Source organism: Synechococcus sp. CC9605 (assembly GCF_000012625.1).
Taxonomy (GTDB): domain Bacteria; phylum Cyanobacteriota; class Cyanobacteriia; order PCC-6307; family Cyanobiaceae; genus Parasynechococcus.
This window is the reverse complement of the sequence record NC_007516.1, coordinates 1,640,880-1,664,293: the sequence shown is the minus strand read 5'-3', so window position 1 is coordinate 1,664,293 and position 23,414 is coordinate 1,640,880. Positions and strand designations below refer to the sequence as shown.

The window sequence follows — 23,414 nt, the reverse complement described above, 5'->3', positions numbered from 1 at the left end:
ATGCTGACCCCATCCCAGGCCGGATTCCGCCGGCTGCTGCCGTTGCTTCGCCCCCACCTGCGGGAACTGCTCTGGGGAGGCTGCTGCATGGTGATTTACGTCGGCAGCTTCCCGCTGCTCGTCCAGCTGGCTGGAGATTTGTTTCCTGCGTTGGGATCGGGTGATCTCGTCCGTGTGCTTCAGCTGATCGGACTGGCATTGCTGATTTTTGCTGTTCAGAAAATCGCCCAGTTCGGTCAGGACTCTCTCCTTGCCGGGCCTGCACTGCTGGTGAGCCAGGACTTACGGCGCGATCTGTTTCGCCGCCTGCAGACCGTGGAGCTCGGGGCGTTGGAGAAGCTCTCGGCCGGCGACCTCACCTACCGCTTCACCGAAGACGCGGATCGCGTTAGCGAGGTGCTGTATAAGACCATCCACGACACGGTCCCCAGCGTGCTTCAGCTGGTTGCTGTGCTGGGGATGATGCTATGGCTCGACTGGAAACTGACGCTGGCCATCCTGTTGCTGGCGCCGGTGATCGTCTGGCTGATCAGCCTGTTCGGTGCTCGCGTGATGGCGGCCACGGAACGCAGTCAGAAAAAGGTGAGCGAACTGGCCGGTCTGCTGGGTGAGGCCATCGAAGGTTTGCCCCTGGTGCGTGCTTTTGCCGCCGAGCCCTGGCTGCAGGACCGTTTCGAGACAGAAATCGACCAACACAGGCAGGCACGCCACCGCACCTACAGCCTTGTGGCGCTCCAGCATCCGGTGGTTGGCATCATCGAGGTGGTTGGTCTGTTTGCCGTGCTGGCCCTCGGAGCCTGGCGGATCCAGACCGGTGATCTGAGCATTGCAGGGTTGAGCAGTTACCTGACGGGGCTGATCGTGCTGATCGATCCCATTGCCCACGTCACCAACAACTTCAACGAATTCCAGCAGGGTCAGGCGTCGCTGCGACGTCTGCGGGAGATCGAGCGAGAGCCTCAGGAGGCTGCGGATCCAGCCGAGGCGCAATCCATCGGTGCTCTCCGGGGCGATCTGGTCTTTGACCAGGTGAGCTTTGGCTATGACCCAGCCCAGCCGGTGCTGCATCAACTCAATCTGCGGGTGGATGCGGGCCAGGTGTTGGCCATTGTTGGCCCCTCTGGTGCGGGCAAAAGCACCTTGCTGTCGCTCCTGCTGCGGTTCAACACGGTGCAACAGGGCGAGATCCGTCTCGACGGCACGGACATCAGCTTGATGCGCGCCCGAGAGCTGCGTCAGCAGGTGGCCCTGGTTCCGCAGCGCACCACCGTGTTCTCCGGAACCATTGCCGAAGCGATTCGTTTCGGGCGCCGTGCGACCGATGACGAGGTTCGCGATGCGGCTCGCTTGGCCAATGCGGATGATTTCATCCGTGCCTTGCCCCAGGGGTATGACACTCAGCTCGAGGAACGGGGAACCAATGTTTCCGGTGGACAACTGCAGCGGATCGCCATTGCCCGGGCAGTGCTTGGTAATCCAGCGCTGCTGCTGCTGGATGAAGCCACCAGTGCCCTCGATGCTGAAGCGGAGGCTGCGGTGCAACTCGGTCTGAAGCAGGCGATGAAGGGACGAACGGTGTTGGTGATCGCCCACCGTCTGGCCACGGTTCAGGAGGCCGATCGCATTGTGGTTCTTGAAAAAGGAGCGGTTGTCGATCGAGGCACCCACGACGACTTGATGCAGCGTGGTGGGCGTTACCGCGAACTGTGCGAACGACAGTTCATTCGAGATCGGCAAAAGTCCTGAATCCCTCTACGATCTGGCCGCCGGTACACCGCCATCCCGGCGATGAACGATGACTGACTCTGCAGCCCAGAACCCTGTCTTGACCTTTGAGGGCAAGCGCTACGACCTGAATACGCTTCCCAACGAGCTCAAGGAGCTTGTGCGTGGCATGCAGGTTGCCGACGCTCAGCTGCGGATGCACGAAGACACCCTCAAGGTGCTGGCGGTGGGCCGCCAGAGCCTGGCCACAGAGCTCAATGAAAAGCTCAAGTCCGTCGCTCCGTTGCCCGATCAGGGTTGATCGTCTGACGACTAAAAAGGGGGGCTCAACAGCCCCCCTTTTTTATTGTTCGCCGCTGTGCTCAGTCGCTGAAGCTGTAGGCCTTGGTGAGTTTGAACACAGTTCCGGATAGCAGGATCAATGCCACGAGGTTGGGGAGAGCCATCAGGCCGTTCAGGGTGTCTGCTATCGACCAGATCACGCCGCGGTCGCCGGCAACAGCACCAATCACGACGACAGCCACCCAAGTCAGACGAAAGGGCAGAACGGCGGAGTCGCCGAACAGATAGGTGGTGCAGCGCTCGCCGTAGAAGCTCCAGCCGAGAATGGTGGTGAAGGCGAAGACCACCAATCCCAGGGTCACCACCAGGCCGCTGCCGGCGATGCCGGTGTTGAAGGCAGCGATGGAGAGGTCTGCTCCACTGAGTTTGTCGCCGGCTGCATCGAGGATCAGATTGGCTTTGGTGGTTATAATCACCAAAGCGGTCATCGTGCAGATGATCAGGGTGTCGATGAAGGTGCCCAGCATGGCTACAGTGCCCTGGCGAACGGGATCATCGGTTTTGGCGGCTGCGTGAGCGATCGGAGCGCTGCCGAGGCCCGCTTCATTCGAAAAGATGCCCTGTTTGAAGCCCATCAGCACCACCTGACCGAGGGCACCACCGGCAGCGGCTTGGCCGGAGAAGGCGTTGGAGAAAATCGTGACGAAGGCTTCAGGCACGCTGCCCAGATTGGCCAACAACACCAGAAGGCATGCAGCGACGTAAAGGATCGACATCAACGGAACAATGGCGGAGGCCGCCTGGGCGATGCGCTTGATCCCCCCGATAACGACAGCAAAGACCAGGGCCGCCAAAACGACTCCGGTGGCCAGCTTCGGGATGCCGATCAGGCTTAGGGCAGATGACACCTCAAAGGCCTGAACCCCATTGCCGATGCCAAATCCCGCCAACATGCCGAAGAGGGCAAACAGGCCCGCCATCCAGCTCCAGCCGCTGCCGAGTCCGTTGCGGATGTAGTACATCGGCCCACCAACGTGGTTGCCGTCTCCATCGGTTTCGCGGAACTGAACCGCGAGCACTGCTTCGGCGTACTTGGTGGCGATGCCGAAGATCGCGATGATCCACATCCAAAAGACGGCGCCGGGGCCACCAACGGCGATGGCTCCGGCCACACCGGCGATGTTTCCCGTGCCGATCGTGGCCGACAACGACGTCATCAGCGCTTGAAAGGGGGTGATCTCCCCTTCCGTTTGTGATGCAGCCGGCCGCAGCATCATCGAGATGCCATAGCCCAGCCGTTGCAGCGGCATAAACCGCAGGCCCACCATCAAAAGAATGCCCGTCACGGCAATCAAAAGGACGGTGGGCCATCCCCAGACGATGCTGTTGATCGGGCCATTGATGGCCTGAATGGTCGACTCGAATCCGCCCATGCCTTTCAACAGGTTTGGGCGGATCGTCTCATAGCCGGCTTGCACCGGCAATCAACTCAGAGCGATTCGAGATCTTCAAAACGGAAGGTCTGGCTTCCGGCGGGGGTATCGCCATGGGCCTCGGTGCTCACAACCCGCTCGGTCAGCACCCAGGGGCCATCTCCAGGCAGAGGAGCGAAGCTGTCTTGGAAGCTGCTGCGGCCGCCCCTGGTTTCTCCCGTCGCTGGGTCGGCGTACTGACTGGTGTAGGTGTGGCTGAGGTAGCCCGCACCCGTGTCGGTGACATCGGTGGTGTAGATCGTCACGACGGTGCCGTGGATGTGACGGTGAACCATGGTCACCACGTCATCCTTGATGCGGTACTTGTCCCCGACACCCTTGCCACCGACGAGCACTTCGGTTCCCACATCGTTGGTGTCGCCAGCAGTGAAGGTGTTCTCACCGTGGGTCTGCTCGAAGCTGCGACGCACGCGATGGATCGCTACTTCCCAGAGCTGGGAATTCACTGCCTTGAGAATCTCTTCGTTTTCAATGCCTTGCACCTTGGCTTTGAGATCGGCGCCGATCTCAAACGTGCCCTCGACCCGTTGATCGCCCTGTTGCCAGATGCAGCGGCCGCGATAGCCGGAGAATCCAGGCTCCCAGGTGTAGCGGTTCTCGTAGGCGCGACGGAAGTCATCACGCAGGTCGCTTCCAGGCTTAACGGGAACGGAGGCTGTCACAACGGTGAGGTGGCTTCAGCAACCCTACCGGTGGCCTAACGCTGAATGGCGTGCACGTCCTGCAGGGCGTGGATGCTGAGCCTCGGCTGTTGCTGGAGCGCAGAGATCGCCTCCACCGCTGCCCGCGCTCCCGCAAGGGTCGTCACCGTTGGAACGGCGTAATCGAGCGCTGCCCGACGCAGGTACTTGTCGTCATGAGCAGCTTGACGGCCGATCGGTGTGTTGATTACCAGCTGCACCTGATTGGAGCGGATCTGATCCTCGATATTGGGGCGCCCCTCATGAACCTTGAGCACCGATTGCACCTTCAACCCGGCGTTGGCGAGCGCCTGAGCCGTGCCTGAGGTGGCCGTCACATCGAACCCGAGTTCGATCAGCCGAGCGGCAATGGGCACCAGAGCCTGTTTGTCACGGTCGTGGGTGGAGAGGAACACCGTCCCCTGGGTGGGCAGCGCTTCTCCAGCGCCGAGTTCAGCCTTGGCATAGGCCGCGCCGAAACTGTTGGCGGATCCCATCACCTCTCCCGTGGAGCGCATTTCCGGTCCGAGCACCGTGTCTGCCCCCGGGAAGCGCCGGAACGGCAGCACCGCCTCCTTGATCGACTGAAGCGGCGGCTTTGGCTCGCTGGTCATGCCGATGTCGGTCAGGGTTTCGCCCGCCATCAGTCGGGTTGCCAGGCGAGCGAGAGGTTGACCTGTGGCCTTGGCGACGAAGGGAACCGTCCTGGAGGCGCGGGGGTTGGCTTCGATGATGTAGACCACTTCAGATCCATCGGTGTTGCGCTGCACGGCGAACTGGAGGTTGATAAGACCCCGCACTTCGAGCGTTTGCGCCAGGGAGCGACTCCACTCACGAATCGTGTTCAGTGCCGCCTCGCCGAGGGAAACCGCGGGCAGGCAGCAGGCTGAGTCTCCGGAATGGATTCCCGCCGGTTCGATGTGCTCCATCAGCCCACCGACGATCACAGCTCCGGTGTGATCGCAGAGGGCGTCCACATCCACTTCAACAGCATTATCGAGATACTGGTCAATCAGCACCGGATGGTCCGGCTCCACCTGCACGGCTTCGCGCATGTAGCGGTTGAGTTCCTCTTCGTCGAACACCACCTCCATGGCCCGCCCGCCCAGGACGTAGGAGGGACGCACGACGACCGGGTAGCCCACTCGTGTGGCCACGGCCCGTGCTTCCTCCTCGCTGCGTGCCAAGCCGTTGCGAGGTTGGCGGATGTTCAGATCGCGGAGGATGGCTTCGAACTGCTCGCGGTCCTCGGCCCGGTCAATCGATTCAGGGGAGGTGCCCCAGATGCTGGTGCCTGTGGCGCGCCCCTCATCACTGTCCAGCCAGCGCAGCAGGGGAATCGCGAGTTTCAGAGGCGTCTGTCCACCGAATTGCACCACCACGCCATCAGGACGCTCCGCTTCGATCACATTGAGAACGTCCTCCAGGGTGAGCGGTTCGAAGTAGAGGCTGTCGCTGGTGTCGTAATCGGTGGATACCGTTTCAGGATTGCTGTTCACCATCACTGTGGTGATCCCCTGGTCCTGCCCCGCAAAGGAGGCATGACAGCAGCAATAGTCGAATTCGATGCCCTGCCCGATCCGGTTGGGTCCACCACCGAGGATCATCATCTTGCGGCCGCCCTCACGGCGACTCACCTCAGTTGAAGCGGGAAGTGGCTTGAGGGATCCGTCAGCCTGCAGGGTCTGCAAGGGACGTTCGTAGCTCGAGTAGTGATAAGGAGTGGAGGAGGCGAACTCCGCTGCGCAGGTGTCGACGGTTTTGAAGACGGCGCGAACCTCGAGCTGATGCCGCCGCTGACGCACAGACAATTCGTCGCTGTTGGTGTGCCAGGCGATCTGTCGGTCTGAAAAACCCAGCTGCTTGGCTTCAAACAGGCTGTCGGCATCCAGCTGATCCAGGCTTTTGCCTTTGATCAGCCTGGCCTCCGCCTCAATGATCCGACGCAGTTTGGCGAGGAACCATGGGTCAATCCTGCTGATCTGATGAATCTCCTCATCGCTGCGTCCTCGCACCATTGCTGTGCGCACGCTGAGGATGCGCTCCGGAGAGGGGGTCCTCAGCTGACGATCCAACTCACCATCAGTGAGCTCCGGTTCTTCCCGGTCGCCTCCCCAGCCCGAGAACCCGGTTTCCAGGGAACGCATGGCTTTCTGGAACGACTCTTCGAAACAGCGGCCGATGGCCATCGCTTCTCCCACCGATTTCATTGAAGTGGTGAGTACTGCCGGACTGCCTCGGAATTTTTCGAAGGCGAAGCGGGGGATTTTGGTGACGACGTAATCAATCGTCGGCTCGAAGCAGGCAGGCGTCTTGCCGGTGATGTCGTTGAGGATTTCGTCGAGGATGTAGCCGACGGCGAGGCGAGCGGCGATCTTGGCGATCGGGAAACCGGTGGCCTTGCTGGCCAGGGCCGATGATCGGCTCACCCTGGGATTCATTTCGATCACCACAACGTCGCCGTTGTCGGGATTGATCGCGAACTGGATGTTGCTGCCGCCCGTTGCGACGCCGATCTCCCGAATGATGGCGATCGACTGGTCGCGCAACCGCTGGTACTCCCGGTCCGTGAGGGTCTGGGCGGGAGCCACCGTGATCGAATCCCCCGTATGCACCCCCATGGGGTCGAGATTTTCGATGCTGCAGACGATCACGACGTTGTCCGCCAGATCACGCATTACCTCAAGCTCGAATTCCTTCCAGCCCAGGAGCGATTGCTCGATCAGAATCTGTGACACCGGACTCGCCTCAAGTCCGCTCTTGCAGATCGCTGCATATTCCTCGGGGTTGTAGGCAATGCCCCCGCCACTTCCCCCCAGGGTGAAGGCGGGCCTGATGATCCGGGGGAAACTTCCGATCGCGGCTCCCACGGCTTCAGCTTCTTCCTGGGATGAGGCAATGCCCGAAGGGCAAACCTTCACCCCGATGCGCTCCATGGCCTGCTTGAACAGCAGACGGTCTTCCGCCTTTTGGATCGCCTTGAGGTCGGCACCGATCAACTCGACGCCAAAGCGTTCGAGGGTGCCGTTTTCCGCCAGGGTGACCGCCAGGTTGAGGGCGGTCTGCCCGCCCATGGTTGGCAGCAGAGCATCTGGCCGCTCTTTTTCGATCACCCGCGTCACGACGTCCGGCGTGAGCGGCTCGATGTAGGTGCGGTCCGCCATCTCCGGGTCGGTCATGATCGACGCCGGATTGGAGTTGATCAGGATGACTTCGAATTCCTCGGCTCTGAGGGCCTTGCAGGCCTGAGTTCCGGAGTAATCGAACTCACAGGCCTGACCGATCACGATCGGACCAGATCCCAGCAGGAGAATGCGACGCAGATCAGACCGCCTCGGCATGGGAAATCGTCCTTGGCCAAACAGATCAAGCCTCTCACGCGGCCTCGCCCCAACTAGGGGACTTGGCCTCGCTACGGTGATGGAAGATCAGCACCAGAGTTGCAATGAGTGAGCTCCAGCGCCTGAAGGGGCTGCTGCCACCAGAAATGCAGAGCTGGGTGTTTGTGGAATCAGCTGCTGCAGTCGATCCTCCCCTCATCACCCTTGAGGAGATTGGCAGGGATGAAGTGGAGATCCAGGTGGATCTCGATGAATGGGATGCCCTTGCGTTGGATCACCGGAACTTGCTGTTCTGGCATGAGGTCGGTCGGATCCAGAACGACACTATTCCCCGGGATGGGTGGGAGATGGCGGCTCTGGCCATCGGCCTGGGTGGTGCCATCGGTGAATTGTGGGTTCAAGATGGCCTGCTGCTGTTGATGGCCCTTGGCTTGTCCGGCTTTGCGGGGTACCGGCTCTACCTGAAGAACAATTCCGAGAAACGCCTGCAGGACGCCATCAGTGCCGACGAGCGGGCGATCGACCTGGCCTGCCGATTTGGGTACAGCGTGCCGAACGCCTATCGCAGTCTTGGGGGCGCGTTGAAGGAGCTGGTCGAAAAGACCCGCAAGAAGCGCCGCCGCAGCTACTACGAAGACCGCCTTGAGGCGCTGCGCAAGAGTGCCAGCAAGGCCAGAGCTGAAATGGCCCAACAGGAGGGCTCACGCAGCTCCGTTACCAGCGAGAACGTTTATGGATAGCGAAAAGCTTGCTGAACTGGTGGCCGATGCCTGTGATGACCGCAAGGCCACCGACATCCGTCTGATCCGTGTCGATGAGGTGTCCAGCCTGGCGGATTGGATGGTGATCGCAGGCGGTCAGTCCGACGTTCAGGTGCGTGCCATTGCCCGGTCGGTTGAAGATCGCCTGGAGACTGAGGCAGCCCTGCTTCCCTTGCGTAAAGAAGGGCTGAATGAGGGTCGCTGGGCGCTTCTTGATTACGGCGATGTGATCGTTCACGTGCTGATGCCCGATGAGCGCGGCTACTACGACCTTGAGGCCTTCTGGAGTCACGGCGAAAGCCGAACCTTCTTACCGTCGGTGCAGTAACCGCTTGATCCATGTCTGAAGCGGTGTCCTGCCCCGTCCCACCGGAGCAGCGGCCTCTTGAAGAATTCCAGCAACTCTGTGAGTCATGGTTCTTCTCCTGGCCAGCGGGTCAAGAACCTCGTCTCGGGCAACGCCTTACGGGCTTTTGGCTGCTAATGCTGCCGGTGTGCAGCCTGATCGCCAGTGGGAGCTGGACCCTGAAGCAGGACCCGCCCCGGCTTCTGGCAGCCGCCGCTGTGGCCGCTCTTGTGCTCCCTTTGCTGTTGCTGGTGCGGCAATGGCTGGGCTGGACCTATGTCATGCAGCGGCTTCTGCGTGAGTCCGTCGACTATGAGGAATCCGGCTGGTACGACGGACAGACCTGGGAAAAGCCTCTGTCCTGGCGGGAACGGGATCTGTTGGTGGCCCGGCATGAGGTTCGCCCGATCCTGGGTCGTCTGGGACGAGCCATGGCCACCTCGGCGGGTTTGATGCTGGCCGGCGCCAGTCTCTGTCAGGCTCTCTGAACCAATCGGGGTGTCCGATGACTTTGCCTTCGGGCTTCAGCCCTGCAGCCCGGTCCGGGTCAGCCCCTTTGGAAGTCTGCTTGCGACGCGGCTCGATCACGGAATCGGTGCACCGCGTCCATGCCGTTGTCTGTGATGGCCGAGGACGGGTGTTGATGTCGGCGGGGAACGCCGGGTTGGAAAGTTTCATTCGCTCGGCTCTGAAGCCCTTTCAGGCCCTGCCGTTCCTCAGCAGTGGAACAGCCGACCAGCTGGATGTTGATGAGCGGGGCATCGCCATCAGCTGCGCGTCCCATGCGGGCACCAATGCCCACGCCCGGGAAGCCTTCCGGTTGCTCTGGAAAGCGGAGTTGGACAGCTCATCACTTCAATGCCCTGTGCCGAATGGGGCTGACAGTCCCCTTCAGCACAATTGTTCCGGCAAGCACGCTGCCTTCCTGGCCACCAGCCGAAAGATGGGCTGGCCGATCGAGACCTATCTGCAGCAGGACCATCCGCTGCAGGTTGAGGTGAACCGCAGGGTCGCTGAACTGATCGGCTTGCCTGCTGAGGAATTGGTTGCCGAACGGGATGACTGTGGTGCTCCCACCCTGGTGTTGCAGTTGGCTCAGATGGCCTTGCTCTATGCCCACCTCGGTGCCTCACAACATGCCGAACTCGAGCAGATCAGTCGGGCGATGCTGAGTCACGCCGACCTTGTGGCCGGTGAGGGTCGTTTCGACACCGAGCTGATGCGGCGCAGCCATGGTCAGGTCTTGAGCAAGGGCGGTGCAGAGGGCATTCAATGCCTCAGTCGCGTTGGCGAAGGTCTTGGAGTAGCCATCAAGGTGGAAGACGGCTCCCGTCGTGCCAAGCAAGCGGTTGCTCTGCATCTGTTGCGTCAACTTGAGTGGCTAACACCCATGGGGCTTGATGAGCTCGATGAGCAGGTGCTGGTTGTGAACCCAAGCGTCAAACTCAGCGTGTCCGGTGCCTTGCAGTCGTGACTTTGCTGTCACCTGCGACACCGACATGTATGATTTTTGGGTTGTCGCGGGGTAGAGCAGTCTGGTAGCTCGTCGGGCTCATAACCCGAAGGTCGGGAGTTCAAATCTCCCCCCCGCCACCAAATCTGATTGAATCAATAATCTCCCTTCCGGGAGATTTTTTTTTGTCTTTCGTACCCCCATGAGCAGTCGCTCCATGAACTGCGATGGCCCCTGGGACGCCATTGTTGTTGGCTCGGGAGCGAGTGGCGGCGTGGCCGCCATGACCCTGGCCGAAGCAGGAGCGAGGGTGCTCGTGGTGGAGGCAGGACCTGACCTCAGCAACAACCAGGCCTTCGGGACTGAACCAGGAAATCTGCTGCGGCGGATCGTGGGCCTGACCAGCGGCAGCCATCGCCAGCAGTCCCAGCATCCCGGCTATTGGAAAGCCAACCCTCGTCTGTATGCCGACGAGCGTCTGCATCCCTACGAGCACCCGGCGGATCAGCCGTTTCTGTGGACGCGAGGCCTGCAGGTTGGCGGCCGCAGCCTCACCTGGGGTGGCATCACCCTGCGTCTCTCGGATGAGGATCTGGCCGGTGTGGATGTGGAGGGTGAACAGGTCAGTTGGCCTTTGCGCAGCGGTGAGCTGACTCCTCACTACGCCGAACTGGAGCGCTGGCTGGGTGTTCACGGTGGGCGTGATGGTTTAAATCATCTGCCGGATGGCGACATGCAACCGGCTCTGGCGGCGACGCCGGCGGAACAGCGTTTTGCAGATGCTGTGCGGCAACGGTTGGGGTATCCCGTGATTCCCTCAAGGGGGTTTGGTCCGGCGCCGCAAGGAGAGGATCCCGCCTGGCCCCGTTCCAGCAGTCGCGGCAGCAGCCTTCCTCGCGCCATGGCCACAGGACGCACCCAGCTGCTCTCTGCGCATTTGGTCGAGCATCTGTTGATGGATGCCGGCGGAGATAAAGCCATTGGTGTGGTTGCCGTTGACCAATCCAATGGCAACCGCAGGGAGTTGAAGGCGGATCTCGTGGTCCTGGCTGCGTCCACGATTCAGACCGTCTCCATCCTGTTGCGCTCCCATCGTGGCGAACAGAGCAACGGTTTGGACGACCCTTCAGGACGACTGGGCACACGCTTGATGGACCATGTCTCCACATCGCAGTTTTTTGCCTTCCCCGAGCCTGTTCCGGGGGAACAGCCGATGCTCACGGGGGCTGGAAGCTTTTTTGTTCCCTTTGGCCGACACCTGCCATCGGCTGATTTTCAGGGCGGCTACGGCCTCTGGGGTGGCATTGGACGATTTGATCCGCCGCGATGGTTACGGCGTTGCCCTTCGAGCATCACCGGGTTCCTGATTGGTCATGGCGAAGTTCTCCCGCGGGCTGACAACAGGGTGACCTTGAGTGAGCGCACGGACCGCTGGGGCGTGTGTGTCCCCTCGATTGCTTGCCGTTGGAGCAGCAATGAATTGGCCATGGTGAGGCACATGCGCGCCTCGATCCAGGCCTGCATTACCGCCGCCGGAGGCGAAGCCAAATCGATCAAAGACCTCTTCCACCTGCCCTTGGTTGAGCCTTTCCTAGGAGGAGCTGTTGCGCTGTCTGACGGTGCAGCCCCCCCTGGCTACTACATCCACGAGGTGGGTGGGGCTGCGATGGGGGCCAGTGTGACTAGCAGCGTTGTTGATTCCTCCAACCGTCTTTGGGGAGCTCCCAACGTTCTGGTGGTGGATGGTGCCTGCTGGCCCACGTCAGCCTGGCAAAGCCCAACGCTGACAATGATGGCCTTGAGCCGTCGGGCCTGCCTGTTGGCCCTCAGTGGTCGGGGCGGATGAACAGATCGTCGAGATAGCGCTCGGTTACAGCGCGGTCGTCACAGCCGTTCTGAAACAGAAAGTGGGCAAGAGCAGAACTCATCACGCGGTATTGGTCCCAGGTGGGGTTCTCCCCGAGGAAGTCCTTCATGCCTCGATAGAGCACCTCGGGGATTTCCGTTTCCAGGCTCACGTAGCTGGCTTTTGCAGCAGTACCGCGCTCAGTGGTCCCCTTTTCATGGCATCGCTCAAGGTGATTTCGATTCATTCCTTCCAGCCTGTCCCTGTCCAACGCCCTCCAAGAAAGCCACACAACGGGTGCTTGCGTCAAAGCCGTCGCCATTTGTTGAATTGCGGGTGAGACGAGATGAGACAGCAGGCTGTGACTGGGTTTGAGCGCAAGGAAAATGTCGAAGCTGGGTTGACCTAGGCCGAATAGACGGTCTGTCAACCCGGCGGAACGATCCCCTCGGAAATTCACAGGTTGACCGTCACAGCCGGCAAGCCAATGTCAGCCTGTGGAAAACTCCGTTGTTTTTTGGGGAAAAAGAGGGTGAACCTTGGTGGAGCAATTTCTATAAGAAAACCTGATCTTTGCTTCGTCGCTGCTGTCGCTTTCGAGAACCGTGTCATTGGTGACTGAGAAACGGTTTCCCTTAAGGGTTATGGACTCAATTCTTAGGAGTGTCGCTTCTGCGTTGCAGCGTTACCGGCCCAAGGGGGTGATCGGCGTGGGGATAAGGGGGGTGGTGGTGGTCATGGCTGTGGTCTGACCCATGGCTGTGCTCTGAAGGGTGGCTGTGGTCATGGGCAATCGGGATGCCGTCGGGTTGGCAGGCACCCGTGCACTCCAATTCGCAGAGCGTGCAGCTTTCCGCAAGGCCTTCCACATGGTGGTGGTGGCTTTCCTGGGCGCGTCCCACGTCCTGTTCGAAGCCCAGCACATGGGCGCGGTACTTGCAGAGCGAGCAGTTCATGGCGGTGTCCCCCCGCAACACCTCCTCGACACGTTCTTTGAAGGTGTCCACTACCAGGGTGTGGTCGCCCAGATAGCCCGCAGAGAGAAAATCCACCTCGGGATGATCGGCAGCCACCAGCTCGGTGTGTTGGCGGATTCGGCTCACCAGAACCCCTGAAAAGAGGAAATAGGGCACAACCACCACCCGGCGGAAGCCCAGTTTCACGGCGTGACGCAGCCCCGGTTCCACCAGGGGGAAGGTCACGCCCGAGTACACCGTTTCTCCCCAGCCGAAACCAAATCCTTCCACCAGCAACCGCGTCACCTTGGCCACGTTGGAGTTGGCGTCTGGATCCGAGGAGCCTCGACCCACCACCACGAGCAGGGCTTTGGCCAGGGGAACGTCGTGCTTCGCCGCATCCAGGCACTCCTGAACGCGGGCTCCGGCGGCCGACACCATCAACCGGTCCACTCCCAGTTCCCGGCCGTAATCGATCGGTAAACCCGTTTCGGCCGTGTAGGTGTTCAGAACCGAGGGGATGTCGTTCTTGGCATGCCCTGCGGCGAAAAGCATGGCTGGTATAGCCAGCACCTTGGTAACGCCTTTCTGCCGCAGGGCTTCAAGGCCATCGCGAAGGATGGGACGGGCAAATTCCAGGTAGCCGTGTTCCACCGGCATCGGGGCGAGCCGAGGCCGCAGGGCGTCCACCATCTGGGCGAACTCTTCAACGGCCAGTCGGTTGCGACTGCCGTGGCCGCAGATCAGAACGCCAAGACGCTCGTTGCCGGTTTCCGCGTGCTGTTCGGCCAAAAGGTCGCTCTGCTGTTCCAATGGTTTGATGATATCGGTCGCATCGCAATGGATTCAGACCGTCCCGTTTTCTTCAGTGCGCAGGCGGCTGATGCGCGGCGATCCGGTCTGCTCTCCCCCCGACCAGCGGAGTTGGCTGCTTTGGTTCAGAACTGGAGCGGCCCCAGGCCGCTCCGTATCTGTGGCGGGGGCACCACATCTCGCGCCGCTGTGGCTGACCACTGGACCCTCGATCTTCAAACCCATTTCCAACGTCTGGAGTGGCAGCCCGCTGATCAGTCGGTCTGGATTGGAGCGGGCTGCCGCATGGGAGCGGTGCTGGAGGCCTTACTTCCCCACGGCCGAAGCGTGGCTGCGGGTTTGTCGGGGTTGCCTGGGCTTGGCTACGTGCTCACGGGTGGCATGGGGCCGCTGAGCCGGCAGCTGGGTCTCGCGGTTGATCAAGTGCTCGAGATCCAGGGGGTCTGGGGTGATGGCAGCCCCTTTGCGTTGTCTCGTGTGGTCGATGCTGGATCGCTGGAGTGGAGGGGCCTGTGTGGTGCCGCGCCATTTCTGGGCGTGGTAAGCGCGCTGCGCATGGCCACCCAGCCGCTTGTGCCGCTTTGGCTGGAGCAATGCGTGGTGTCTCCGGATCAACTGCCTGAGCTCATGCTCCAGGCGGAAGAGACCGACTCCAGCGCCTGTTTGCAGTGGCATTGGGAGAGCGCTGACGCGGTGCAGTTGCTCCGGATTGCCGATGCCCCTTGGACCGATGCACAGAAGATCGAAGGCCTGCATCAGCTCCCACCCCTGCGGGGATCAGCCCCGATGCCTCCTCGATCTCATACGGAGGTGGTTGGTTTGCTGGGGCCCGCAGCTGCTGAGCTCTGGGGGGCTTTGATGCCGGATTTACGCCGTCTGCTGCAGCACCGTCCTCATCCGTTTTGCAGCCTGGCCTGCCAGCAGCTTGGGGGGGCGACGCAAAAGGCTGCCGTGGAGACCAGCTCGTTCGTGCACCGCAATGCCGAGTGGAAACCATGGATCACCGCCGTCTGGACTCCGGGAGATGCCCAGGGCCAGAGGCGCAGCCTTGCTTGGTTGGAGGCGGTCTGGCAGATCCTCCAGCCGGTCTGCCCTGGTGTGCATCTGGCGCAGTTTCATGACCATCTGCCCTTCCATCACAAGGAGTTGGAGGCAGCGTTCGGCCCTTGGTTGTCCGACTTGCGAAAGCTGAAACAGCGCTTGGATCCAGCAGGCACCCTGCCGACGCTCTGATTTACGGTCGCCGCTAACCGGCATCCATTGATGGCCAAGCGATCCAACCCAACCCTGGCGAATCAGTGGTTGGCTAACCCCAGCAAAGACCTGCTCTCGGGTCTGGTGGTGGCTTTCGCGATGATTCCTGAGGCCATTGCCTTCTCGGGGATCGCTGGGGTGGACCCCAAAGTGGGCCTGTTCGGAGCCTTCTGCCTGTCGCTGACCATCGCCGTCGTGGGTGGTCGCATGGCCATGATCACCTCTGCCACTGGCTCCACGGCGCTGTTGATGACAAGTCTTGTGGCCACCGGTGAAGCCCGGGGGCCAGGCCTGGGCGTCCAGTACCTGATGGTGGCGGGGTTGGTGACGGGTCTGCTGCAGATCCTCTGGGGGTATCTGCGTCTTGCCTATCAGATGCGCTTTGTTCCCCAAGGGGTGCTGAGCGGTTTCGTCAATGCGCTGGCCTTGCTGATTTTTCAGGCCCAGCTGCCCCAGCTCGGCCTCAACCTTCACGCTGGAGATGGTGACCATGGGGCCTCGTCGTTGCTTCCCCATGGCGGCCAGATCCCCGTCGTCTGGGGCTTGGTCCTGCTGGGCCTGGTGATCATTTATGGCCTTCCCCGTTTGACCCGGGTGGTGCCTTCACAGCTGGTGGCCATCATTGCGTTAACCGCCATCAGCCTGGGATTCAGCTTCGACATCCCCACGGTCAGCAGCCTCGGCACCCTTCCTGCAGGTCTGCCCTCCTTCAGTCTCCCCTTCGGTGAAGGAGGTGTTCCTTTCAGCTTGGACACCCTTGGCTTGGTGCTCCCCACCGCCTTGGCCATCTCCCTGGTGGGTCTGATGGAAACCTTCCTGACCCAGGACATCCTCGATGACAAGACCGACACCACCACCAACAAAAACGTTGAGGCACGGGGTCAAGGCATCGCCAACATCGTCTCGTCCCTGTTTGGTGGCATGGCCGGTTGTGCCCTCGTGGGCCAGTCCGTGATGAATGTGGACAACGGAGGTCGCACGCGACTGTCCACTCTGTTCTCAGGGGTGAGCCTGCTGGCGATGATCCTGCTGGCTGGGCCCTGGCTCAAGCAAATTCCGATGGCGGCCCTGGTGGCCGTGATGATCAGCATCGCTGTCAGCACCGCTGACATCAACGGTCTGCGCAACCTGCGTCGCATCCCCAAGAGCGACACCTCGGTGATGCTGATAACCTTCGCCGTCACGATGCTCACCACCCCGCACAACCTCGCCTTAGGCGTGCTGGCTGGTGTAGCGCTGGCAGGAATTCTGTTCAGCCGCAAGGTGGCCAAGGTGATTCAGGTGGAAGCCGTCGAGGTTAGTGATCTGGAGCGCCTGTACCGCGTGCAGGGGCAGCTGTTCTTCGTCAGCAAGGTGTATTTCCTCCAGGGATTCGACCTTCACGACCATCCCGAGCGCATCACGATTGACCTCTCTCAAGCCCACATATGGGACCAGAGCGGCGTGGCTGCTCTGGATCAGGTCATCCGGAAATACCGCAGCGGTGGGTCTGTTGTCAGCGTGATTGGCCTGAACGAGGAAAGCCTTGATCTGTTCGAGCGGATCGGCGGTCAGGAATCAGCCCATGCATGAGCCTCGGCTTGGTTGGCAAGACAGGCCCTGAGGTCCTGGCGCATCGCCATGAGCCTCTGCTGAATCTGCACGTCCTCGGGGTTGGTCGCCACGTACCGCTCGGTGACGTCCTTGCTGATGCTCATCAAAAGGCAAAGGGTCTGAACATCACTGCCAGCCCGCTGCTGAGCACTCTCGAGAAGAAAGCCCAACAGCGCCATCTTGTTGTTGTAGGTCCCACGGTCATGCTTGTCCCATGCGAGAGCACCGGGAGCCGTGATTCCAGCGATCAGTCCGGCCAAAAGGCAGGCCCAGACCTTCATTGCAGCCATGCTGATTGCCGTGAACGTAGGTCGGCTGTGGGAGATGTGCTCGGGATCTGGGACAATCCCACCCGATTCGTCCCAACGCTGATGTTCCGAACCAGTTCTCGTGTTCTGATCGTTGCGTTGGCCGGGTTGTCCTCGTTTCTTGCATCCTGCGCGTCACTGGACAGCGCAGCTGGCTCTCGTCTCGATCTGGTCAAGGCGCGCGGCGAGTTGCTTTGCGGAGTGAGCGGCAAGATCCCAGGCTTCAGTTTTCTCAATCCTGATGGGCGTTACACCGGCCTGGATGTCGACATCTGCCGTGCCATGGCTGCGGCTTTCGTTGGTGATGCTGAGAAGGTTCAATACCGGCCTTTAACCGCGCCCGAGCGGTTCACGGCCCTGCGATCGGGCGAGATCGATCTGTTGTCCCGCAACACCACCCACACCCTCAGCCGCGATGCAATGGGGGGCAATGGACTGCGCTTCGGGCCTGTGGTGTTCCACGACGGACAGGGCCTGATGGTGAATGCTGCCAGCGGAGTGCGCTCACTGGCGGATTTAAGCGGCAAGTCCATTTGCGTGGGCTCGGGCACCACGACCGAGCAAAACCTCAACGACGCCTTCGCCTCCCAGGGGCTTCCATACACACCGATCAAGTATCAGGATCTCAATCAGGTGGTGGGCGGCTACCTCCAGGGGCGCTGCGAAGCTATGACATCTGATCGTTCGCAACTGGCGGCGGCGCGCTCAGGGTTCAGTGATCCCCAAGCGCATCAGATCCTTGATGACCGGATCAGCAAAGAGCCTCTGGCTCCAGCTGTGGTGGGGGGGGACCAGCCCATGGGTGATGCCATGACCTGGGTGGTCAACGCCCTGATCGAAGCCGAGGAACGGGGCATCACCCAAGCGAATGTGGATGCGGTGGTGAAGCAAGCCGCAGCCGATCCCTCCCAGACCTCGCTGCGGCGTTTCCTGGGTGTGGATCCAGGCCTGGGTCGCAAACTCGGACTCGCCGATGACTTTGTCGTTCAGGTGATCCGTGCTACCGGCAACTATGGCGAGATCTACAACCGTCATCTCGGACTGGACAGTGCCGTGGCGATTCCCCGGGGAGCGAACCGCCTGGCCGGTGAAGGTGGTTTGATGATTTCCCCACCGTTCACTTGATGCGGCAGCGTCGTCTCCTGGTTCAGGTTGGTGTCGCCGCCGTTCTGATCGGCCTGCTGGCTTTGCTGATTAACAATCTGGCGGTCAATTTGATCCGGACGGGTCTGGGTCTTGGTTTTGGCTGGCTGGGCCGACCCGCTGGTTTTGCTCTGGCGGAAACAGCTCTCCCCTATGCCCCATCCGATAGCTACCTCTGGGCTCTGACCATCGGATGGCTGAACAGCCTCAAGGTGATCGCGGCAGGGCTGGTGTTGGCGACCGTCCTGGGTGTTGCTGCTGGTGCAGCCCGCAGCAGCAGCAACCGACATCTGCGCAGCCTGGGCGGGGGCTATGTGGCCTTGATTCGTCAGGTTCCTCTGCTCCTGCAGCTGCTGTTCTGGTATTTCGTCGCCTTCCTTGGCCTTCCATCTGTTCCTGTCGGTGGATTGATCCGGCTTTCGAATCAGGGCATTCAGCTGTTGGGTCTGAATCTCAGCGTTGAATTTTGTGCGGTTCTTGTCGGGCTCACGGTGTTCACAGGTGCGTCGATTGCAGAGATCGTGCGTGGTGGGATCAATGCGGTGCCACGGGGCCAGTGGGAGGCCTTCCGTAGCCTTGGGCTTGGGGAAGGGCTTGGTGTGCGTCGGATTGTTTTGCCGCAGGCGCTGCCGGCGATTCTTCCTGCGTTGACGAGTCAATACCTCAATCTCGCCAAGAACAGCACCCTGGCGATTGCCGTGGGCTACGCCGATCTCTACGCCGTCAGTGACACCACCATCACCCAAACCGGCCATGCGATTGAAGGCTTCCTGCTGCTACTGCTCAGCTTTCTGCTGCTGAATTTGTTGATCAGCGGTGGCATGGCTGTCCTCAACAGTGCCGTGCTGGGTCGTCTGAACAGGAGCCGCTAATGAACCGTTGGTTGGACCGTGGAATCACCCTGCTGCTGCTGGCTCTAATGGGCTGGGCTGGCTGGTCCATGCTGCATTGGCTGCTGGTTGCGGCCGACTGGTCTGTGGTGACCACAAATCTGCCGCTGTATGCGGTGGGCAGTTTTCCAGCGGATCAACGCTGGCGTCCGCTGCTGTGGATGGCTGCATTGATCACCCTCACGCTGCTGACCCTCGTCGGTCCGAAGCGTGGTTGGGTTCGCCGCTGGTTGCCATTGCTCTGGATCGTGATGGCACCGCTGGGACTGTGGCTTCTGGCCGGAGGTTTGGGATTGTTGCCGGTGGGGACGCGCAGTTGGGGCGGTCTCACGCTCACGCTGCTGCTCACAGGAGGCAGTGGTGCTTTGGCACTTCCGTTGGGGATTCTTCTTGCTCTCGGTCGGCGCAGTGATCTGCCGGTGTTGCGTTGGAGCAGCGCCGCTTACATCGAGTTGATGCGGGCTGTGCCGTTGATTGCGGTTTTGTTCTTTGGACAACTGCTGATTCCGTTGTTCCTGCCGCCAGGGCTTGAAATCAATCGGGTTCTGCGGGCGGTTGTTGCCTTCGCCTTGTTTGCAGCGGCGTACATCGCAGAGGATGTGCGTGGTGGACTGCAGGCGATTCCTCCCACCCAGCGGGAGGCTGCAGCCGTGCTGGGGCTGTCGCCCCGTCAATCGCTGCAATTGGTGGTGCTGCCGCAGGCGCTGCGGGTCGCGCTTCCGTCGCTCACCAACCAGGCGGTGGGTCTGCTGCAAAACACAAGCTTGATGGCCATTCTCGGTTTGGTGGAATTGCTGGGCATCAGCCGCAGCCTGTTGGCGAATCCGGCATTCATCGGTCGCTATCTGGAGGTCTATCTCTGGCTTGCTGCGGTTTACTGGCTGGCGTGTACGGCCATGGCGCTGCTGGCCCGCCACCTGGAAGTTCAGCTTGACCCTGCCCGCTCCGCCTTATGACTGTCGCCATTCGTGCCACTGATCTGGTCAAGAGCTATTCCCAAGGGGTTCGAGCTCTCGACGGCGTCACCCTTGAGGTGAACAGCGGCGAAGTGCTCGTGGTGATGGGTCCTTCCGGGTCCGGCAAGAGCACGCTGATCCGCACGTTCAACGGTCTGGAGTCGCTGGATGGCGGAGCTCTTGATGTACTCGGGGTTCCCTTGGATGCCACCCATGGGGAACGTCAGGTGCGGGCGATTCGCAAGCGCGTGGGGATGGTGTTTCAGCAGTTCAACCTGTTTCCCCACCTTTCCATCCTCGACAACATCACCCTTGCCCCGATCAAGGTGCAACAGCGTGCCAAGGCGGCTGCCGAGCAGCGGGCCATGGAGCTCCTTGACCAGATGGGCATTCGAGAGCAGGCCCACAAGTACCCGGCGCAGCTCAGTGGTGGTCAGCAGCAGCGGGTGGCGATCGCCCGTGCTTTGGCGTTGGATCCTGAGGTGATGCTGTTCGACGAGCCCACCAGCGCCTTGGATCCGGAGCGGGTGAAAGAAGTGTTGGATGCCATGCGTCAGTTGGCCAAAGGCGGCATGACGATGGTGGTGGTCACCCACGAACTGGGCTTTGCCCGTGAGGTGGCGGATCGGGTGATGTTCATGGATCGGGGCCAGGTGGTGGAGACCTCCGATCCAGAGACGTTCTTTAGCAATGCCAGGGAAGAACGCAGCCGCAGGTTCCTCAATCAGATGCAGCACTAAAGGACTTGCACAACCTCGTGCAGGGCCTCAGGCTGACTGTCGTTCTTTCCAAGCCTCAGTGGGCTTTCGGCTCTGCTCGTCGTGCGTCGACGTTTTTCTGACAGTCCGAGGCACCGACTGCTTCTCCTGCCATAGGAAGTAGGCCGTCACGCTGATCAGCCAAAACGCCACAAAAGCGAGGGTCAGCACCAGTCCGTGCATCCGAAAAAAGGTCAGCACGATGTGGATGGACAGGGCGACTGAGCCCCCCAAAAGAAACGTATTGCTCAGGAACGAAGCGATTGTTGCCCTGAAGGATTTCAAGCCTGTCGCTCCACTCGGGCTCACTTTACCGAGCAGCATTATTGATGCCAGCCCCAGCGTGGCTGCGGGACGGCCCTGGGTGCTTCGTTGCCTAAAAAAACCCCTCCTGGGATGGGAGGGGCTGAAAGGCATTCAAATTGAAGTGATGGATCAGTTGATCACTCGTCAACCTGGTCAGCAGCTTCGCTGTGCTCCGCAGCTGCACCGGTGGGGATCAGACGGATGGCTTTCTTGCCAAGCTTGATCTCGAATTCATCACCGGGCTCCAGATTCAGCATGGCGGTGTAAGCCTTACCGATCAGCAGATTGCCATTGCCCTGCACCTTGGCGATGTAGCTCAGCTTGCGACCGCCTTTTCCAATCGCAGCACCACCGCTGCTCAGATTGACGCCCTTGGCCTCGAGCAGAGCCTCGTAGAACGCAGTGAAATTCAGGCGGTCACCACCATCTTTCTTGTCAGAGACGTATCCGCAAGCTCGCACCAGATCGGATTTGGAAACATCTCCAAGTTCTTTGACCTTGGCAAGCAGTTCGGAACCAGTCAGCATTTCAAATGCGTCTCAATGGATACATAGTTCATAACTGGTTGGCTGGCTAGATGTCAATCAATCGAGCCGATATTGCCAAGGCTTAGTGGTTTGAAAGCTGGCAATCTAGGGATGCGTCTCTGTGGTCTGGCTTTTGAGACTGTCCCTCTGCGATGAAGCTTGACGGGTTGATGTTGACGCCCCCTCAGTGGTTCAAACCTCCGGAGTGTCTGAGGGTTCAGAAACGATCGAGTACTCGACACGATCATCATCAGAGCAGCAAAAATCGCCGTAGTAACGCTCAAGTTCATCGTAGGCAGCGTCGTAGCTGTCAAAGCGCTGCCGTGTCAGCCCATCTTCTGATTGATCACTGCGCACAATGCGATGGCGTGAAGCTGGTTGCAATAGCTGGATCCACGCGGCCGATCGGACGTCAGATTAGGTCTCGGGCCGAGTCATCAGTCACCTCAGCTTTCTAGGGTCGAATTGTCTGATGGAGGAGCCAATTCTTCGGTTTTTGCTGGAGCTTGTGCCCTCTCTTCTGATTGGGTTCTGGGCTGGTCGACGACATCAAACCCTGTCCACCCGTTTGGCCTCACCACTGGTGCGGTTCGGTGTACCGATCAGTGTGATGGGGCTGCTGTTGAAGGGTGGCCTAAGCAGCGACATGTTGCAGGCTGCGGGTCTTGCGGTGCTCGCAATGAGCCTTGTTTTGGTGGGAGCCGCTCGCCTGCCTGGATTGGCTGAGCTGGCGTCCCCCACGCTGCGGCTTGGCAGCTGCACCGGAAACACGGCCTATTTCGGAGTTCCTCTCGCTCTGGCCTTCCTGCCCGGCGAGGCTCTGCCCATCGTCATTGGTTACGACCTGGGGGCGACCCTGATGGCCTGGAGCCTGGGGCCGTTGCTGCTCGGGGGACAGGTTGATGGTTCTCAACGGCTGCGAGGGCTGCTGAGCAACCTTGCTGCCAGTCCGGCAACCCGAGGGCTCATCGGCGCTCTGCTGGTTCTGATGACTCCCTGGTCAGCGTCGGTGGGCGATGCGTTGTGGTGGCCTTCCCGCTGCGTGATTGTGCTGGCTCTGATGGTGGTGGGCATGCGCCTGGGCAGCATTCATCGTCAGGGCATTGCTCCGGTGGCACGTCCTCTGCAGCTGCTGAGGCCACTGCTGGCCAAGTTGTTGCTCTATCCGTTGTTTCTTCTGCTGCTGGCGTCTCTGCTCCAGTTCAAGCCGTTGATGGTTCAGGCGGTTGCTCTGCAAGGAGCCGCGCCAACGGCAATCTCTTTGTTGCTGATTGCAGAGTCTGTGGGTGCTGATCAGGAGCGTGCCGCTGGGCTGGTGTTTTGGAGCACGTTGTTGGCCCTGATCACAGCGCCCGCGTGGGGTTTGCTGTTGCGGTCTCAGTTCTGAAAACGGCGAAAGGTGAGGTTGATGCGGGTGCTCTGCACTTTGCGCCGCTGAGGAACACTGTGCATCCATCGGCTCTGACAGCCCGGGTGCATCACCAGAAGGTCACCATCGACCAACGGCAGAGACCTTTTTAAATGTGCAGTTTCGCGGTGGCGGAGCTGAAAATCCCGCGTTGCCCCGAGTGAAAGGGAGGCAATCGGAGCCCGCTGATCAATTTCCGGTTCGTCATCGGCGTGCCAACCCATGCGGTCATCGCCATGGCGATACCAATTGAGCAGGCATCCGTTGAAGTTGGTCTCACAGGCTTCATTCACTTGGTGCAGCAATGGCTTGAACCATGCAGGCCATCCATCACCGGTGTGAATGGCACCGCTGTAGCGGTAATGAATTCCTTCATCGGCAAGAAACACCGTCATTCGGGGGACCGGGTGGCGCTTGCCATAGACCTGAACGACGGGCTGCTCCCACTGGAGCTGTTGTTCAAGCTGTGTTTGCCAGTGCCTTGCAAGATCCGGCTTCAGCCAACCCTCAAGCAGGGACCAGTCCGTTTCAGCTGCAGCTGGATGGATGGTCATTCGTGACGTCGGATGACGAGG

Annotated in this window: 23 protein-coding genes and 1 tRNA gene; 15 read left to right on the top strand and 9 right to left on the bottom strand. The window is 60.6% G+C overall.

The genetic code is table 11. The features are described 5' to 3' along the window. Entirely contained in the window at positions 1-1,746 is a 1,746-nt protein-coding gene (locus tag SYNCC9605_RS09115; RefSeq protein WP_011364777.1) for an ABC transporter ATP-binding protein, read from the top strand. A gap of 49 nt (positions 1,747-1,795) precedes the next feature. Next, positions 1,796-2,026: a DUF6447 family protein gene (locus SYNCC9605_RS09110; RefSeq protein WP_011364776.1), complete on the top strand. Its 231-nt coding sequence runs from the start codon at positions 1,796-1,798 to the stop codon at positions 2,024-2,026. 61 nt (positions 2,027-2,087) lie between these two features. Here SYNCC9605_RS09110 and SYNCC9605_RS09105 read toward each other — a convergent pair whose 3' ends face one another. From SYNCC9605_RS09105 to carB, 3 genes are read right to left on the bottom strand one after another with little or no spacing between them, the layout of a single operon-like run. Continuing rightward, complete coding sequence (locus SYNCC9605_RS09105) at positions 2,088-3,440, bottom strand: alanine/glycine:cation symporter family protein (protein WP_041435718.1); 1,353 nt, start codon at positions 3,438-3,440, stop codon at positions 2,088-2,090. A 56-nt stretch (positions 3,441-3,496) separates the two neighbouring features. Next, positions 3,497-4,162 (bottom strand): DUF3386 domain-containing protein, encoded by a 666-nt coding sequence (locus SYNCC9605_RS09100; protein ID WP_011364774.1) that lies wholly within the window; start codon positions 4,160-4,162, stop codon positions 3,497-3,499. A gap of 35 nt (positions 4,163-4,197) precedes the next feature. Then, positions 4,198-7,521, bottom strand: coding sequence for a carbamoyl-phosphate synthase large subunit (gene carB / locus SYNCC9605_RS09095; protein WP_011364773.1), 3,324 nt, complete (start codon positions 7,519-7,521; stop codon positions 4,198-4,200). 104 nt (positions 7,522-7,625) lie between these two features. On the opposite strand from carB, the gene SYNCC9605_RS09090 reads away from it, so the two are divergent. From SYNCC9605_RS09090 to SYNCC9605_RS09065, 6 genes are all read left to right on the top strand, one after another. Next, positions 7,626-8,261, top strand: a complete 636-nt coding sequence (locus tag SYNCC9605_RS09090; RefSeq protein ID WP_011364772.1) for a DUF3318 domain-containing protein — start codon at positions 7,626-7,628, stop codon at positions 8,259-8,261. Next, positions 8,254-8,610 carry a ribosome silencing factor gene (gene rsfS, locus SYNCC9605_RS09085; protein WP_011364771.1) on the top strand — a complete coding sequence of 119 codons (357 nt, stop codon included), beginning with the start codon at positions 8,254-8,256 and terminating at the stop codon, positions 8,608-8,610. Before SYNCC9605_RS09090 ends, rsfS begins: the two co-directional genes overlap by 8 nt. Before the next feature lie 11 nt (positions 8,611-8,621). Beyond that, complete coding sequence (locus SYNCC9605_RS09080) at positions 8,622-9,116, top strand: CGLD27 family protein (RefSeq protein WP_011364770.1); 495 nt, start codon at positions 8,622-8,624, stop codon at positions 9,114-9,116. A 17-nt stretch (positions 9,117-9,133) separates the two neighbouring features. Next, positions 9,134-10,102, top strand: coding sequence for an asparaginase (locus SYNCC9605_RS09075; protein ID WP_011364769.1), 969 nt, complete (start codon positions 9,134-9,136; stop codon positions 10,100-10,102). A gap of 45 nt (positions 10,103-10,147) precedes the next feature. After that, positions 10,148-10,224: transfer RNA gene (locus SYNCC9605_RS09070), tRNA-Met, on the top strand. 59 nt (positions 10,225-10,283) lie between these two features. Beyond that, positions 10,284-11,927 (top strand): GMC oxidoreductase, encoded by a 1,644-nt coding sequence (locus SYNCC9605_RS09065; RefSeq protein ID WP_011364768.1) that lies wholly within the window; start codon positions 10,284-10,286, stop codon positions 11,925-11,927. Here SYNCC9605_RS09065 and SYNCC9605_RS09060 read toward each other — a convergent pair. Continuing rightward, positions 11,908-12,174, bottom strand: coding sequence for a DUF2811 domain-containing protein (locus tag SYNCC9605_RS09060; protein ID WP_041435715.1), 267 nt, complete (start codon positions 12,172-12,174; stop codon positions 11,908-11,910). The two genes, SYNCC9605_RS09065 and SYNCC9605_RS09060, sit on opposite strands and share 20 nt — an antisense overlap. Positions 12,175-12,577: 403 nt before the next feature. Continuing rightward, complete coding sequence (locus SYNCC9605_RS09055; protein WP_011364766.1) at positions 12,578-13,675, bottom strand: sirohydrochlorin chelatase; 1,098 nt, start codon at positions 13,673-13,675, stop codon at positions 12,578-12,580. Between SYNCC9605_RS09055 and SYNCC9605_RS09050 the strand changes: the two genes are divergently transcribed. Together SYNCC9605_RS09050 and SYNCC9605_RS09045 are read left to right on the top strand one after the other, a co-directional pair. Then, positions 13,616-14,929, top strand: a complete 1,314-nt coding sequence (locus SYNCC9605_RS09050) for an FAD-binding oxidoreductase (protein WP_257929000.1) — start codon at positions 13,616-13,618, stop codon at positions 14,927-14,929. The two genes, SYNCC9605_RS09055 and SYNCC9605_RS09050, sit on opposite strands and share 60 nt — an antisense overlap. 30 nt (positions 14,930-14,959) lie before the next feature. Next, a complete protein-coding gene (locus tag SYNCC9605_RS09045) occupies positions 14,960-16,522 on the top strand; it encodes a SulP family inorganic anion transporter (protein WP_011364764.1) in 1,563 nt (520 codons plus the stop codon). Here the strand turns inward: SYNCC9605_RS09045 and SYNCC9605_RS09040 are convergent. Then, positions 16,501-16,833, bottom strand: a complete 333-nt coding sequence (locus SYNCC9605_RS09040; protein ID WP_257928999.1) for a hypothetical protein — start codon at positions 16,831-16,833, stop codon at positions 16,501-16,503. The genes SYNCC9605_RS09045 and SYNCC9605_RS09040 overlap by 22 nt on opposite strands. A gap of 81 nt (positions 16,834-16,914) precedes the next feature. On the opposite strand from SYNCC9605_RS09040, the gene SYNCC9605_RS09035 reads away from it, so the two are divergent. Genes SYNCC9605_RS09035 through SYNCC9605_RS09020 form a run of 4 tightly spaced genes read left to right on the top strand, consistent with a single transcriptional unit; the run spans position 16,915 to position 20,580 of the window. Beyond that, positions 16,915-17,976: an amino acid ABC transporter substrate-binding protein gene (locus SYNCC9605_RS09035; protein WP_011364763.1), complete on the top strand. Its 1,062-nt coding sequence runs from the start codon at positions 16,915-16,917 to the stop codon at positions 17,974-17,976. After that, positions 17,976-18,866 carry an ABC transporter permease subunit gene (locus SYNCC9605_RS09030; protein ID WP_011364762.1) on the top strand — a complete coding sequence of 297 codons (891 nt, stop codon included), beginning with the start codon at positions 17,976-17,978 and terminating at the stop codon, positions 18,864-18,866. The genes SYNCC9605_RS09035 and SYNCC9605_RS09030 overlap by 1 nt, the downstream gene beginning before the upstream one ends. Next, entirely contained in the window at positions 18,866-19,840 is a 975-nt protein-coding gene (locus SYNCC9605_RS09025; RefSeq protein WP_011364761.1) for an amino acid ABC transporter permease, read from the top strand. The genes SYNCC9605_RS09030 and SYNCC9605_RS09025 overlap by 1 nt, the downstream gene beginning before the upstream one ends. Further along, positions 19,837-20,580: an amino acid ABC transporter ATP-binding protein gene (locus SYNCC9605_RS09020; protein ID WP_011364760.1), complete on the top strand. Its 744-nt coding sequence runs from the start codon at positions 19,837-19,839 to the stop codon at positions 20,578-20,580. Before SYNCC9605_RS09025 ends, SYNCC9605_RS09020 begins: the two co-directional genes overlap by 4 nt. Positions 20,581-20,607: 27 nt before the next feature. Here the strand turns inward: SYNCC9605_RS09020 and SYNCC9605_RS09015 are convergent, their stop codons facing one another. Beyond that, positions 20,608-20,922 carry a hypothetical protein gene (locus tag SYNCC9605_RS09015; RefSeq protein ID WP_156783088.1) on the bottom strand — a complete coding sequence of 105 codons (315 nt, stop codon included), beginning with the start codon at positions 20,920-20,922 and terminating at the stop codon, positions 20,608-20,610. A 119-nt stretch (positions 20,923-21,041) separates the two neighbouring features. Continuing rightward, positions 21,042-21,431, bottom strand: coding sequence for an AbrB family transcriptional regulator (locus SYNCC9605_RS09010; RefSeq protein ID WP_006849603.1), 390 nt, complete (start codon positions 21,429-21,431; stop codon positions 21,042-21,044). Positions 21,432-21,903: 472 nt separating this feature from the next. On the opposite strand from SYNCC9605_RS09010, the gene SYNCC9605_RS09000 reads away from it, so the two are divergent. Beyond that, a complete protein-coding gene (locus SYNCC9605_RS09000) occupies positions 21,904-22,818 on the top strand; it encodes an AEC family transporter (RefSeq protein ID WP_011364758.1) in 915 nt (304 codons plus the stop codon). Here the strand turns inward: SYNCC9605_RS09000 and SYNCC9605_RS08995 are convergent. Next, a complete protein-coding gene (locus tag SYNCC9605_RS08995) occupies positions 22,809-23,393 on the bottom strand; it encodes an alpha-ketoglutarate-dependent dioxygenase AlkB family protein (protein ID WP_011364757.1) in 585 nt (194 codons plus the stop codon). The two genes, SYNCC9605_RS09000 and SYNCC9605_RS08995, sit on opposite strands and share 10 nt — an antisense overlap. Positions 23,394-23,414: the final 21 nt, after the last annotated feature.